This window comes from Nocardioides sp. Soil_C_8, assembly GCF_057656315.1.
Genome location: NZ_JBDGKQ010000001.1, coordinates 195,654 through 209,508, shown reverse-complemented (window position 1 = coordinate 209,508; position 13,855 = coordinate 195,654). Strand labels below are relative to the sequence as shown.

Here is a 13,855-nt window from a genome sequence, read left to right as displayed (position 1 = left end):
GAACGGAACAGGAACGTCACTGCTGGGGGACCCGGAGGGGGTATGCCGTGAAGATCTTCGCCACTCGGGGGCGGCGAGTCGCGGCTGCCGATCCTGGGGTGAGCGAGCCGGACACCACCACCGTCGAGCGGTCGGGGTTGCCGCACCGGTTCGAGGCTGTCGGGGAGGCGCTCACCTCAGGATCGGACATCATCGGTGTCTGCTCCGTCGCGGGCCAGGAGCTGGCCCGCGACGGGGCGTCCGTCGAGGAGACGCTCGCGGGGCTGCGCGCCACGTGGCAGGTGCTGACCGGCGACGACCCGTCGTACGACGTCGTCACAGCGCTCCTCACCGCCTGGAGCGAGACCACGCTGGGCTACCTCAACCAGCTCTCCTGCGAGGACCCGCTCACGGGGCTGTCCAGCCAGGCCCACCTGCGCAGCCGGCTGTCGGAGGTCTACCGCCTCGGCGGCGCCGGGACGGAGGCCGGCATCGGCGGCTACGCCCTCGTCGTGTTCGAGATGCCGTCCGGCGACGACCCGTCGGACGAGCCCGGCGACCACTTCACCCGTGCGATGCGCCTGGCGCGCTCCGGGGAGCTCGCCCGAACGGCGTTCGCCCGCGACGAGACCGTCGCCCGCCTGGGCCTGCACCGGGTGGGGATCCTGACCCGGCGCGACGCCCACCTCGGCCGTCGCGTCCGGGTCCTGCGCACCCTGCTCGACGGGGCCGAGCCGCACACACCTGTCCGCGTCTGGATCGAGGGGCTCCCGTCCACCGACGCCGTGGCGGGGATGCTGCTCGACGAGCTGGCCCGCGGCTGAGACGACCCGCTTGCGCGGTGCTCCCCTAGGGTGTGTCCCGTGTGCGGTCGCTACGCCTCGTCCCGGACCCCGGACGACCTCGTCGAGGAGTTCGAGGTCGTCGAGACGCGCATCGCTGCGCCGCTGGCGGCCGACTACAACGTGGCGCCGACCAAGGAGGTCTACGCCGTGGTCGAGCGGCCACCCTCGCGGGAGTCGGGGCAGGCCGGGGAGGAGCCGCAGCGCCAGCTGCGGGTCCTGACGTGGGGTCTCGTCCCGTCCTGGGCCAAGGACCCCTCGATCGGCAACCGGATGATCAACGCCCGGATGGAGACCGTGGCGGAGAAGCCCGCCTACCGCAAGGCCTTCGCCACCCGGCGGGCGCTGCTGCCGGCCGACGGCTACTTCGAGTGGTACCCGACGTCGCGCACCAACGCGAAGGGCAAGCCGGTCAAGCAGCCCTTCTTCATCCGGCCCAAGGACGGCGGCGTGCTCGCCATGGCCGGGCTCTACGAGATCTGGCGCGATCCCACGAAGGCCGAGGACGACCCGGCCCGGTTCCGCTGGACGTGCACGGTGCTCACCACGCAGGCCGAGGACTCGCTGGGCCACATCCACGACCGGATGCCGCTGATGGTGGAGCGGGAGCGCTGGCACGAGTGGCTCGACCCGACCCACCCCGGTGACACCTCGCTGCTGCTGCCCGCGGCCCCCGGCCGCCTGGAGGCCTTCCCCGTGCCGACCCTGGTGAGCAACGTGCGCAACAACGGACCCGAGCTCGTCGAGCCGCTGCCCCTGGAGGACGTCGAGTGAAGAAGCCCTCCGTCCGGACGGTCGACACCCCTCACGGTGAGGGCCGCCTGCACACGCGCCGCGCCACGAGTCCGATGGCGACGCTGCTGCTGAGCCACGGGGCCGGCGGGGGCGTCGACGCCCGTGACCTGTGGGCGCTCGCGGACGCCCTGCCCGCGCAGGGCGTCTCCGTGGTCCTGTTCGAGCAGCCGTGGCGGGTCGCGGGCCGCAAGATCGCGACCGCGCCGCCGACCCTCGACGCGGCGCTCCGCTGCGCCGCCGACGTGATGCGGGTGCGTACCCCCCTCGTCGTGGGCGGTCGGTCGGCGGGCGCACGGTCCGCGGCTCGTACGGCGCGCGCGCTGGGGGCCACGGGATGCCTGGCCCTGTCCTTCCCCCTGCACGCGCCGGGGAAGACCGAGCCGACCCGGCTGCCGGAGCTGGAGGCGGTCGGCCTGCCCACGCTCGTGGTGCAGGGGGAGCGCGACCCGATGGGGCGGCCCGAGGAGTTCCCCGGCGACCTCGACGGCCTCGACCTGGTCGTCGTACCGGGCGCCGACCACGCCCTCAAGGTCCCGGCGCGCGGGGAGATCGACCAGGACGAGGCCATGGGGATCGTGGTCGAGTCGACGCTCGAGTGGCTGGTGCGCGAGGTGGTCGGGAATCCCCGGCGGGGGTGAGGTGTTCTGGTCATCGTGACTGCAATGACCCTCGATCGACCCACGGCGGTACTGTGGGAGGCGATGACTGAATCGCTCCGGGACGAGATGTCCCCACCTGCAGAGGTCGCCGTCGAGGACGAGTCTCCCGACCAGCGCTCCGCGCGCTTCGAGCGCGACGCCCTGCCGTACCTCGACCAGCTCTACGGCGCGGCGATGCGGATGACCCGCAACCCCGCCGACGCCGAGGACCTGGTGCAGGAGACCTTCGCCAAGGCCTACAGCGCCTTCCACCAGTTCAAGCCCGGCACCAACCTCAAGGCCTGGCTCTACCGCATCCTCACCAACACCTACATCAACTCCTACCGCAAGAAGCAGCGCCAGCCGCAGCAGTCGATGTCGGAGGACGTCGAGGACTGGCAGCTCGCCCGGGCGGAGTCGCACTCATCCACCGGCCTCCGGTCCGCCGAGATGGAGGCGCTCGAGCACCTGCCCGACTCGGAGGTCAAGGACGCGCTCCAGCGCCTGCCCGAGGAGTTCCGCCTCGCGGTCTACCTCGCCGACGTCGAGGGGTTCCCCTACAAGGAGATCGCCGAGATCATGGACACCCCGATCGGCACCGTGATGTCCCGTCTGCACCGCGGCCGGCGACAGCTGCGCGACATGCTGGCCGACTACGTGCGGGCCAACGACCTGCTGCCGGCGTCCACCGTGCCCGGACCGGGAGAGGGGAGCGAGTCGTGAGCAGCCACGAGCACGACATGGGAGGCGAGAAGGAGGACTGCGTCGACTACATCGAGCGCATCGTCTACCTGATCGACAACGAGCTCGACCAGGCCGACTGCGCCGTCGTGGAGATGCACCTGCGCGAGTGCGGCCCGTGCCTCGAGCGCTACGACCTGCAGCGTGCGGTCAAGCAGCTCGTCGCGCGATCCTGCTCCGAGCACGCACCGGAGTCACTGCGCGACCGCGTACGCCTGCAGCTGCGCGAGGTCCGGGTCCAGATCACCGAGGGCAACGCCTGAGCCTCGGGCACACCCGATTCGCCGCCTCCGGGTGGATTTGAGACACTGCTCCGAGCACCGATTCCAGGAGGACCACCATGGGCAAGACCGGACGCAAGCGCCGCGCTCGCAAGAAGAAGGGCGCGAACCACGGCAAGCGCCCCAACGCCTGACGCGCACCCGCGCCGTCAACTCGTAGAAGTCCCCGCCCCGGCGGGGACTTCTGCATGTCCGGGGTCGACCTACGTGAAGTAGAGCTCGACGCCGTCGTCGATGGCCTCGGCCATCGCTCTGCCCTGCTGCTCGGTCAGCCGGGTCGTGCCGGTGTGGTCGACGAGGAACGCGCGGCCGTGCGGCGTGCGCCAGAGGTGGCGGCCGGGGCCGACGACGCGGGTCGTGAAGCCGCCGTGGGTCTTGGTGCGGTGGTGGCTGCGGCGGAGGGGGCCGGAGTTGTGGGGGCCGGTCTGGTCGGGTGGGCCGGTGTCGTCGTAGGGGATGGCGTGGTCGTAGTCGACGCCGTCGCGGGTGGCGGTGCGTGGGGTGTAGGGGAAGCAGTCGCCGCCGGTCTGGGTCCAGACGTGGTCCTTGACCGTCTCGGGGTGCTCGTAGGCGTCGACGCGGCGGCGCTGCTGGAGGTCGAGGACGGGGGTGAGGGTGATGTCGCCGTGGCCGAGGATTTCGTGGAGCTGGTGTACGTCGATGGGGCCGACGCCTTCGATCCGGGCGACTCCCTGCCCGGTGCGGAGGGCGTGGTCGGTGAGGTGGACGAAGAGGCGTCCGCGGCCGCGAAGCATGGCCAGCTTGCGGGCGGGGAGGGAACACAGGCGGTCCACGGTGTGGGCCAGGTGGTCGGGTGCCCACGCCGGCTGCTCGGGCGCACCGGTCGCCTCGCCGGACTCGGCGTCGGTGTCGGTGTCGACGCCAGTGCGGGTGTGGTCGAGGAGGAGCTTGAGGAGGTCGACGGGTCGGGCGAGCCAGCCCATGGCGAGGGAGCGGAGTTCGTCGTGGTTGTGGTCGTGGCCCATCGTCTGGGCGAGGATCTGGGCCACGCGCTCGACCATGGCGTCGATCCAGGCGGCGTCGCCGGCGGTGACGCGGGCGATGACATGGCGGTAGCCGAGCTCGTCGGCGCGGGAGAGGCGGACGTAGCGCTCGTGGCGGGACCGTTCGCGCTCGGCGCGGTGGGTCTCCGGGTCGGCCTCGATCACCTTGGCACGGGCGATCTCGAGGACGGTCGAGGGCGCGTGCCCGCGGATGGCCTTCGCGATGGCTCGGTCGACGCGGCCGACGTGCTCGGAGAGCAGGGCGCGGGAGAGCACGGCGACCTTGCGGGCGACCCAGGGCTCGCAGTCGCCGGCTTCGACGACGGCCCAGGTGAGCGGCAGCCGGTGGACGAGGTCGAGCCCGTCGGCGATCAATGCGCGCGTGGTGGCGGGGTGGGTCTCGCGGACCATCGCGAGCTCGGGCACCGCGTGCTCGCGCAGCGGGGGAGTCCCGTCACCTCCGGGAGTGACCATCGGGTCACGATCGTCGTGCGGGTGTCCGTGGACGATCGCCCACTGGATTGCCAGCTGGAGCTCGGCGACCTCAGCCAGTCGGCGATTGCGAAGGGCTCGCGTGGCGCACTCCAGCAGCTCCCTCGCCGACGCCTCATCGGCCGCCAAAGGCGGCTCGGGGTCAGGGAGTGGGCGGCGCATGCCTGATACTATCGAACAAATGTTCGACCGGCAATGCTTCGCCGATACATGAGTCCGAGGGCCAGGCGTCGCTCGTTAGCGGCGGAAAGACTCACCTCGAGACGCACTCGCGGCCGCTGCGTCCGATGATCCGCGGCCGCCTATCTCTGGTACGCCGTCATTCGACTGCATACGCACCCTCGATCAGTGAAACCCATCTACCATGTCCTCCGCAGTCCGACGTGAGGAGTTTGAATGTCATGGGTTCACAACGCCCAAATCGACGACCCGAGGCAGAACGGCTCTGGCCCTGGATTCGTCCGTTACACGCGAGATGAATTCGACAGACTCCGTCGGCAACACAATGTAATGGTGCTCGTCGGCAACGGATTCGATATACAAACCGTGAAGGACTACGGGCATCCGATTGACTCGCGATACGAAACGTTCTACTACTACCTGCTGATGCGGGGGTTCGACCACGAAAATGTTCTCTTTCAGCATATGAAGAACGAGTTGCTGCTCCACGAGCAAACTGGTGGCCATAGCAACTGGAGCGACATCGAGGCGGCCGTGGGCGCGATGATTGCAAAACCCCACGCTCCGGGACAGATTCTCAGTGACCTACGCGCCGTGCAGGCCGAGTTCGCCCAATTTCTCCAAGGCGTTGCGCCGAGCAGCCTCCTAGACCAGGTCGGGTCGGATGCTGCTAACAACAACTGGAGTCTTCGAACCTTGTCCGAGTTCCTCGGTGACATCGTCTCACGTGAAGACTTCCTGTCACTGAATTTCCCCCGGCGGGTTGGCCACTACGACCTCTTTAACTTCCAATTCGTCAACTTCAACTACACGACGCTACTGGACGACTACGTCTACCTCGATCAGATTCAATTTGACCCCCTCAAGCACAGTACAGTCGACACCAACTTCCTGTTTAAGAATGATCCACTCAGCCACTGGAATCCGGGAGCCCAGCCCGACGCGGGTTATTCGGGCTATGTCGTGACCAACGTCATCCACCCGCACGGTGTCCTCAGTACTCCACGCTCGCTCTTGTTTGGCGTAGATGCTAAAGACAACTACAAACAGCAAGCCAGGAGCGATGCGCGACGCCTCGAGAAACCGTACTGGTCGCAGGCGCACACCCTCTACCGGAACCACTTCCTGCAGGCCGACCTGTTTGTGATTTTTGGCTGCTCGTTAGGCGACAGTGACGGCTGGTGGTGGCGCAACATTGTTCGCGGCCTCCGAAGCACAAAGAGGCAGACGCTGCCCTCTGACGGAGGAAACAGCCCAGGTCAGGTTGAGGAAGAGAAGGCCGAGCTGATCATTTACCGCCGGCAGCACGCAGGCCTTGAGAACGTCAGCTCGGTCAAGGAGCGATTTCTCGACGCTGCCCAGGTTTCAGGGGAGGACCCAGACCGAGGGGCGCTGGCTGAACAGGTTCACGTTGTTCTCTACGACGACACGACCCCTCGTGCTTTTCTCAACACCCGCCAGTAGCAGACGCGGACAGTAGTCCCGAGTGTCGGCGGCGGCTTCTCCAAGGGCGGAATGGGTCAGCCTCGCAACAGTGCGGAGGTTCGCATCGCCACGAGCACAGCCCGGCCGGAAGCTACGGTCCAGTCCTGGCATGGAGCGTGCGGATCAGACGGTTTGCTGCAGCAACATCCTCGCCATGCAAGGTCTCGAACTGGTCGTAGAGCCATCGATACAGACCCTCGATGACGGTGGCGTACTCGTCGACAACGGCTTGTAGCGCGATCTGGGTGTCCTGAGACTCCAAGTAGCTTCGTGCCGCTTGTGGCCAGTCGCGCCACTCGAGGGCTTGATCCCTGTCGATGAATGTCGTAGAGCTCTCGGCTCCATCCTGAAATTTGTGGGAGACGCCAATCGCTGGGATCCCAACGTGGAGAACGTAATTCCTCAACTTCGAGACGAATGGTACGACCTCATTCGAGACCATCGCCCCTTGGCGCAACTGATACTCAGCGTACGTATCCGTTTCCTGATATCGACGCACAAGATTCCGAGTATGGTCAACCAGCGTCCCAGCGCTCGCGACGTAGTTATGGAGGAGTCGTATCAGCTCGCGGAACAAGTCCCTTCTAGGCTCCTCTGGACCCACATTGCTCACCATCGTTACCGCGAGACCGTCAGGACGCTCGACTTCGCTAATGAAGCGCAGCAGTTCACCTTGGTTTGTCATCATCACAACGTGGATGTCCATCAGCGAGTCCCAAGCGCGACGAGCCAGGGTGCCGGGGTGAGTCTGAATTTGGTCCATCAGTTCTGATAGGGAGTCAGCTTCATAGGATTCTTCAGACATGACACTCAGTATCCCAGATCATCGATCGTTTGGCTTCGAGACCCTGCGGGGTATGGCACCGCCGTCCGAGCTCCTCGACCGCGCGGGTGGCTGCATGGCAGTCCGGCAGCTCGGGCTCACACAGTTAAAGTCCGGCCAGTGGCGGCCGAGCTAAGGTCGCATGCGCTGAACCCAGTTCGGAATAGGCTGGCTAGCGATCGCCTCCGCTAGTCGCGTCGCGATCTCGTCGGTGCCGTCGTCGATCCCGCCCTGACGGAGACGCTCGCCACGAGCGTCGTCGTCGACGAGAATATAGACCCTCGTCGGAACTGCAGGGATGATCGCAATTTCTTTGAGACCGCCTGCCTCGAACGCCCTAGCTCGTCGATAGCGCTGAAGACTCCAACTAGGGCCAGGGACCGAAATATAGATCGACGGGCTAAGAAGACTCTTGCCCATGCGCTGTCTCATGGTTTGCGATGGGTAGCCGAACCACATCAACACCTCGCGATCTACTGAGTCTTGGACGACTTCGAGCCAAGCATTTCCGTCTGGACGGAGCTGCTGAATCTGGCGGAAAGACTCGAAGTCGATACGACCCGACCTGATAGGGCGCAGACGCCGTAGACCCAACTCGGCGTTGAGTGATTCGAGGAAGTCTTCGAACTCTCGGCTCCACCAGTCATAGAAGCTCGCTCCACGACGCCGCAATTCATCCTGGAAGACCTCCTGAAGGAAGCGGGGGCGCTCGACCTCTTTGATGTAGCGCTTTAACGTGTTGAGGAAGAGTCCGCCGAGCGGCAGAATGTCTCCACCATCATCCGAGTGACGGAGAGCGTCGAGGTATGGCCCTCGCTGGCTGGAACTCTTGACGATGGCCGGCGGAAGGCCAGCCTGCGCTAGAGCTATGTTGGCGAGCAATCGCGCGAGGCGGCCGTTCCCGTCTTCGAATGGGTGAATGTGCGTGAGCCATGCGTGAGCCGCGGCCGCGCGTAAGATCCCAGATCCCCCTTGCGACTCACGAAACCACTCCGCCAACTGGTACATCGATGCGCCAACATCCACGGGTAGATGAGGTTCGTGGGGGTTTTCGCCGCCGATCTGGACGTGCCACCTCTTGTACTGGCCCTCGTGTCCCTCCCCGGCGCAGATGATCGAGTGGAGTCCCCGAAGGTCGGCCTCCGTGAGCGGCCGTCCCTTGGCAATGTCCTCTTGGACCTGACGGGCCAGTAAGCGAGCGCCATGGAGCGAAAGGACCGCACGCATGTCACGGTCCCCGGCAATCGAGCGCGTCATGAGTTCGTGGTCAACATTGGCTGCCATGTCACCAGCAGTCGGACTCTGTAGAACCTCCCATGTGCCACTCAGATCGGGACCAAGCCCCTCAATCTGATTGCTCTCAAAAATCTCACGAGTGGACTGGACAGCAGAGGTATCGTCTCGGAGCTTCACTTTCGCGAGCTCGCCTCTTACCTTCTTTAGCCGCTCAGCGATCTCGGCCTCGGTCTTACCAAGCAGGCCGATGGTCTTGGACGAGGCAACGTCCTCAGGCAGCAGGTAGGGGGTTCCGATGAGGGAATCGGCAGGAAGGCCTGCGACCGGCTGCGCATCAGAGCTCACGGGACCACGAAACCATGCGAACTGCCTTTTCGCCGTGCGACCGCTCCGAATTTCGTCGCCGTCCGCATGAGTCCACGATCTCGTTGCGTGGAGCGCGTCCATCACGACTGGGGCGCGCCGAGTGACGTCGACTCCGTCGGTGAGCGGGTCCTGGCGGCCATCGCGACTGGTCGTGTCGCGTCCAACAGTCGCGGAGCGGCCATCGATCAGGCCACGATCAGAAGGCTGCACCTGTTCGGAAGGACAGCTTCGCTGCCGGACGAGACTCGAGGTGGCAACTTGCTACGCACCGACCGAGCCTCCATCGAACGGGCGCGAGGCATGTCATTCTGGGCGCTTCGCAGCGCCTGCGAGACACCCTTGGGTCTGGGGCGGGGTGACCAGGTTCCCCGTGCGCAACCCATGACCCCGTAGCGCCCCGGAACCCCGAGACCTCAGCCCAGGCGCGACATGAACCGCTCGGCGTCGACGACCACGCGGGTGATCTCCCCGGCGGCGAGGACCTTGCCGCTGGCAGTGTCGCGGGCGCTCACCGTGAAGCGGTGGAGCCGGCCGTCCTCGTAGGCGCTGGACGCGCTGACCTCGACCTCGGCGCCGATCGGGCTCGCTGCGAGGTGCTCGACCTGGACCCGGGTGCCGACGCTGGTCGATCCGTCGGGGAGTGCCGGCGCGACGGACGCGCACGTCGCGGCCTCGAGCCACGCCAGCAGCCGCGGGGTGCCGAGCACGGGCAGCGAGCCGCTGCCGACGGCCGCGGCGGTGTCGTCGTCGGTGACGACGAACGTCAGCGTGGCGGGTTCGAGCTGCGGCATGGGCAGGCCTTCCGGGAAATGTGCGATCGATGGGGCAACCTGAGGGACTCACACACGTCTACCAGACATGAGCGCGGGGGCAGCAGGGGTGGGGATCGGGACGGAGCCCGCGGTGGACATCACCGAGCTCTACGCCGCCCACCGGCTCCCGCTGGTGCGGCTGGCCGTGCTGCTGGTCGACGACTTCGCCTCGGCGGAGGACGTCGTCCAGGACGCGTTCGCGGCGCTCGCCCGTCGCCCGGACGCGGTGAAGGACCCGTCGAAGGCACTGGCCTACCTGCGGGTCTCGGTGGTCAACACGGCCCGCTCCGCGCTGCGGAGGCGTCGTACGGCGCGGGCGTACTCCCCACCCCACGACCTGTCGCCATTCTCGCCCGAGGACAGCGCGGTGCTGGCGGAGGAGCACCGGGAAGTCATCGCGGCGCTGCAGCAGCTCGCTCCCCGGCAGCGGGAGGTCCTGGTGCTGCGCTACTGGTCGAACCTGTCCGAGGCCGAGATCGCCCGGACCCTCGACATCAGCCAGGGGACCGTGAAGTCGACGGCGAGCCGCGCGCTCGTCGCGCTGGAGAAGGCCATGAAGTCCACGGCGACCTCGGGAGAGGGGGAGCGATGAGCACGCCTGAGACCGTCTCGGAGATGGAGGAGCGGCTCCGCGCCGCCCTGAGCGCCCGGGCCGAGCTGGTCCGGCCCGAGGACCTTCGACCGCTGACGCCCGTGGTGGACGTGGGCCCGCGCTGGCAGTCGCCGTGGGTGCTGCTGGCGACTGCCGCCGTGGTCCTCCTGGTCCTCGGGGTCGTCGTCCAGGGCCTCGCCCGCGACCCGCGCTCCGACGACGTCGCCCCGAAGCCCGACGAGCGGGTTGAGCTCGAGCTGCCTGCGGACGTCGGGCGCGACTGGGGCGCCGGTCCCGAGTCGACCCCCGCCCGGGTGGACCTCGACGGCGACGGGAGGAAGGAGAGGGTCGAGTTCCTGGCCGAGAAGACCAAGGACTACGACGGCAGGATACGCCTGCAGACGACCCTCACCGGCACGGGGGAGGAGGCCTACGGCGTGGTCCAGGTGACGTCGACGACCATCGGGGTGACGGCCGAGGGGGTCGTCGACGCCGACGGGGACGGCGACCAGGAGCTGGTCGTCTTCGACCCCGACTTCGAGTCCGGGATCGGCGACGGCGGAGCGCCGCTCGTCTTCGACCTGCGCGACGGCCTGCTGGTGCAGGTCGTGCCGGAGGTCCCCGACCTGCTGCTGCGCGGCAGCGTGCAGGTCCCGGGCAGCCAGACCGAGCTCTACGACCGCTACCGCGTCCACCAGTACTGGATCGAGGACGGCAGCCTGTTCTCCGGCCGGTCGGAGGAGTCCTTCGCACGCGCCGGCATGACCTCGACGCAGTCTCCGGGGGTGGTGCTCGACACGTGGGAGTGGCGCCTCGACGAGGACGGCGTGCTGCGCCCCGAGCCGGCCGGCTGCAAGGAGCAGGTGTTCGACATCCGCGACTGTCGTCCGGGCTCGGGTGACCAGGTCCCGGACCTGTCGCCCGCCTCCGGGACGGTGGGCGTCGGGGAGAGCGCCCAGGTGACCGGCGGCTACCCGTTCTCGATGCGTGTCGAGACCGGTGACCCGCCGCAGCTCGTGGTCACCGGGTCGGACGGGCGCACCGTGCGGCGCGAGCTCGACGTCCCGGACCCGCGGGTCGCGACGGTGCAGCCCTCAGGGGTCTTCTCCGACGGCGCGTCCGTGCTCGTGTCGTCCGCCTCCGACTCCGCGCTGGTCCGGCTGCTGGTGCAGCGTGGCGACCGGATCGTCGCCCTGGAGCCGGTCGGCGAGGTGCCGCTGGAGGACACCGACGACGTACGCACCTGGTTGACGCAGGACGGCTCGGTGGTCTCGGCCGTCACCGCGGACGACGGCACCTGGCAGCTGTGGACCTGGCAGATGACCTCGAACAACCGGGCGTTCGCCCTGCCGGGCGCCGCGGTGTGCTTCGACGACGTCGAGGACCCCTCGACGGTGCGGAGCTGCTGACGGCGGCGGGTCAGAAGCGCTTGGCGAAGGCCAGGAGGTCCACGCCGGGCACCGGTGACCAGTCGCGGTCGGGGTCGCGCCCGTAGCCGAGGCGCCCGTACACCGTGTGCGCGGCGGTCATGGTGGCCAGCGACGACAGCGCCATCCCGGTCGCGCCGTGCTCGCGCGCCCGCTCCTCGCACAGGCGAGCCAGGGCCGTCCCGGCTCCACCACCCTGCGCGGCCGGGTCGACCGCGAGCATCCGGAACTCGCCCTCGTCGGCACGCCCGATCTCCCGCCACGGCGAGCCCGGCGGGCAGTAGGTGACGACGCCGACGACCCGGTCCTGCACCACGGCCACCCACACCTCGGCCTGGGCGTCACGCGTGGCCACGTCGTGCAGCCGCTCGCGGTAGTCGTCCTCGGCGCCGGTGAGCAGGGGGTCGTAGGCCGCCACGCACACGTCGCCGGCAGCAGCGTGCTCGTCGGGGCGGATCCGGCGCAGCTCCACGACCGAGGACCTCAGATGCCGAAGGTGTTGCGGGGGTAGGCCGCCTCGACGTCGGTGATGACGTTGACGAGGTAGGGCACCCCGGCGGCGTAGGCCCGGTCGAGCGCCGGGCCGATCTGCCTCGGGTCGGTCACCGTCTCGCCCGCGCCGCCGAGCGCCTTGACCACGTCGTCGTACGGCGTGCGCTGCGCGAGGTCGGCGACGACGTCGTAGCCGTAGAGCATCTGCATCGGGCCCTTCTCCAGGCCCCACGCGGAGTTGTTGCCCATGACCATGACGACCGGCAGGTCGTGGCGTACCAGGGTGTCGACGTCCATCAGGGAGAACCCGGCCGCGCCGTCGCCGAGGAGGAGGGTGACCTGGGCGCTCGGGCGCGCGATGCGGGCCGCGATCGCCGCACCGAGACCGGCGCCGAGGCACCCGTAGGGACCGGGGTCGAGCCAGCCCCCCGGCCGCTTCGGCTCGACGTACTTGCCGGCGAAGGAGACGAAGTCGCCGCCGTCGCCGATCACGACCGAGTCGTCCGCGAGGCGGGGGACCAGCTCACCGTAGATGCGGGCGGGGTGGATCGGGTCGGCCTCGGCGGTGAGGAGCTGCGCGTCCCGCTCCGCGGCCGCCCGCACCTGGTCGCGCAGCTGGTCGGCCCACGCCTGCCAGTCGGGCTTGTCGCCTCCCTCGATCGCCTTCTGCAAGCCGTCGAGGACCGTGGTGAGGTCGCCCGCGACGGACGCGGCGAGCTCGGCGTGGCCGGAGACCTGGCCGGGGGAGTCGGCGATGTGGACCACCCGGGCGAACTCGCCGGTCGGGTTCTTGTCGGGGCCGCCGAAGGCGCCGTAGCCGAGACGGAAGTCGAGGGGGGTGCCGACCACGACGACCAGGTCCGCGCCGGACAGGGCGGCGCCACGGGCTTTGGTGACGAGCGAGCGGTGGCCGCCGGGGATGACGCCCCGGCCCATCCCGTTGGTGAGGGTCGGGATGCCGAGGTCCTCCACGAAGCGCAGCGCGGCCTCCTCGGCGTGGTCGGCCCACACGTCGGTGCCGAGGATGAGGACGGGGCGCTGCGACCGCGCCAGCAGGCCGGCGATCGTGGCGATCGCCTCCCCGTCGGGCTCGATGCGGGTGCCCTCGCCCGAACCGACGGTGCCCGAGGCCGAGTTGAAGAACTCGTCCATCGGCACGTCGACGAACACGGGGCCGCGGTGGCTCGAGCGCGCCAGGGTGAACGCCTCGTCGACGCCGGCAGCGACGTCGCCCGCGGTCATGAGGGTCCTCGCGGCCTTCGCGACCGGCGCGACGATCGGCGGCTGGTCGAGCTCCTGGAGCGACCCGGTGCCCCAGCGGTTCTGGGGGGCGCGGCCACCGACCACGACCATCGGGGAGCCGGCGAACTGGGCCTGGGCGATCGCGCTGATGCCGTTGGTGACACCGGGGCCGGCCGTGAGCACCGCCAGCCCGGGCACTCGGGTGAGCTTGCCGGTCGCCTCCGCCGCGAAGGCGGCGGTCTGCTCGTGGCGTACGTCGAGCAGCCGCATCTGCGGCGCCTCGCCCTCCTGGTTGACCTTGACCGCGCCGTCGTACATCGGGAACACGTGGGCGCCGGAGAGGGTGAACATCGTCTCCACCCCGTGGGCGCGGGCGACGTGCACGGCCAGCTCGCCGCTGTGACCGGAGATCTCGCTGCTGCTCATGT

Annotated in this window: 15 protein-coding genes; 9 read left to right on the top strand and 6 right to left on the bottom strand. The window is 68.5% G+C overall.

The genetic code is table 11. The features are described 5' to 3' along the window. The first annotated feature begins 98 nt into the window (after nt 1-98). From AC3A3L_RS01050 to AC3A3L_RS01025, 6 genes are all read left to right on the top strand, one after another. Nucleotides 99-803, top strand: coding sequence for a hypothetical protein (locus AC3A3L_RS01050; protein WP_487638175.1), 705 nt, complete (start codon nt 99-101; stop codon nt 801-803). A gap of 39 nt (nt 804-842) precedes the next feature. Then, nucleotides 843-1,595, top strand: coding sequence for an SOS response-associated peptidase (locus AC3A3L_RS01045; RefSeq protein ID WP_487638174.1), 753 nt, complete (start codon nt 843-845; stop codon nt 1,593-1,595). Next, nucleotides 1,592-2,254 (top strand): alpha/beta hydrolase family protein, encoded by a 663-nt coding sequence (locus tag AC3A3L_RS01040; protein WP_487638173.1) that lies wholly within the window; start codon nt 1,592-1,594, stop codon nt 2,252-2,254. The genes AC3A3L_RS01045 and AC3A3L_RS01040 overlap by 4 nt, the downstream gene beginning before the upstream one ends. Nucleotides 2,255-2,317: 63 nt before the next feature. Continuing rightward, nucleotides 2,318-2,977: a sigma-70 family RNA polymerase sigma factor gene (locus AC3A3L_RS01035; protein WP_487638172.1), complete on the top strand. Its 660-nt coding sequence runs from the start codon at nt 2,318-2,320 to the stop codon at nt 2,975-2,977. Further along, nucleotides 2,974-3,258 carry a mycothiol system anti-sigma-R factor gene (gene rsrA / locus AC3A3L_RS01030; RefSeq protein WP_487638171.1) on the top strand — a complete coding sequence of 95 codons (285 nt, stop codon included), beginning with the start codon at nt 2,974-2,976 and terminating at the stop codon, nt 3,256-3,258. Before AC3A3L_RS01035 ends, rsrA begins: the two co-directional genes overlap by 4 nt. A 77-nt stretch (nt 3,259-3,335) precedes the next feature. Further along, complete coding sequence (locus AC3A3L_RS01025) at nt 3,336-3,410, top strand: 50S ribosomal protein bL37 (protein WP_369759046.1); 75 nt, start codon at nt 3,336-3,338, stop codon at nt 3,408-3,410. A 69-nt stretch (nt 3,411-3,479) separates the two neighbouring features. Here the strand turns inward: AC3A3L_RS01025 and AC3A3L_RS01020 are convergent, their stop codons facing one another. Beyond that, complete coding sequence (locus AC3A3L_RS01020; RefSeq protein WP_487638170.1) at nt 3,480-4,754, bottom strand: hypothetical protein; 1,275 nt, start codon at nt 4,752-4,754, stop codon at nt 3,480-3,482. Nucleotides 4,755-5,285: 531 nt separating this feature from the next. Here AC3A3L_RS01020 and AC3A3L_RS01015 point away from each other — a divergent pair. After that, nucleotides 5,286-6,416, top strand: coding sequence for an AbiH family protein (locus AC3A3L_RS01015; RefSeq protein ID WP_487638169.1), 1,131 nt, complete (start codon nt 5,286-5,288; stop codon nt 6,414-6,416). A gap of 112 nt (nt 6,417-6,528) precedes the next feature. On the opposite strand, the gene AC3A3L_RS01010 is transcribed toward AC3A3L_RS01015, so the two are convergent. From AC3A3L_RS01010 to AC3A3L_RS01000, 3 genes are all read right to left on the bottom strand, one after another. Continuing rightward, complete coding sequence (locus AC3A3L_RS01010; RefSeq protein WP_487638168.1) at nt 6,529-7,242, bottom strand: hypothetical protein; 714 nt, start codon at nt 7,240-7,242, stop codon at nt 6,529-6,531. Between the two features lie 150 nt (nt 7,243-7,392). After that, complete coding sequence (locus AC3A3L_RS01005; protein ID WP_487638167.1) at nt 7,393-8,841, bottom strand: Fic family protein; 1,449 nt, start codon at nt 8,839-8,841, stop codon at nt 7,393-7,395. Between the two features lie 434 nt (nt 8,842-9,275). Next, nucleotides 9,276-9,653 (bottom strand): thioesterase family protein, encoded by a 378-nt coding sequence (locus AC3A3L_RS01000; protein ID WP_487638166.1) that lies wholly within the window; start codon nt 9,651-9,653, stop codon nt 9,276-9,278. 112 nt (nt 9,654-9,765) lie between these two features. Here AC3A3L_RS01000 and AC3A3L_RS00995 point away from each other — a divergent pair, with 112 nt between their 5' ends. Both AC3A3L_RS00995 and AC3A3L_RS00990 read left to right on the top strand, forming a co-directional pair. Beyond that, a complete protein-coding gene (locus AC3A3L_RS00995; protein ID WP_487638165.1) occupies nt 9,766-10,266 on the top strand; it encodes a SigE family RNA polymerase sigma factor in 501 nt (166 codons plus the stop codon). After that, complete coding sequence (locus AC3A3L_RS00990; protein WP_487638164.1) at nt 10,263-11,675, top strand: hypothetical protein; 1,413 nt, start codon at nt 10,263-10,265, stop codon at nt 11,673-11,675. Before AC3A3L_RS00995 ends, AC3A3L_RS00990 begins: the two co-directional genes overlap by 4 nt. A gap of 10 nt (nt 11,676-11,685) precedes the next feature. On the opposite strand, the gene AC3A3L_RS00985 is transcribed toward AC3A3L_RS00990, so the two are convergent. Together AC3A3L_RS00985 and AC3A3L_RS00980 are read right to left on the bottom strand one after the other, a co-directional pair. After that, nucleotides 11,686-12,165 carry a GNAT family N-acetyltransferase gene (locus tag AC3A3L_RS00985; protein ID WP_487638163.1) on the bottom strand — a complete coding sequence of 160 codons (480 nt, stop codon included), beginning with the start codon at nt 12,163-12,165 and terminating at the stop codon, nt 11,686-11,688. Between the two features lie 11 nt (nt 12,166-12,176). Continuing rightward, nucleotides 12,177-13,853, bottom strand: a complete 1,677-nt coding sequence (locus AC3A3L_RS00980) for an acetolactate synthase (protein WP_487638162.1) — start codon at nt 13,851-13,853, stop codon at nt 12,177-12,179. Nucleotides 13,854-13,855 lie beyond the last annotated feature (2 nt).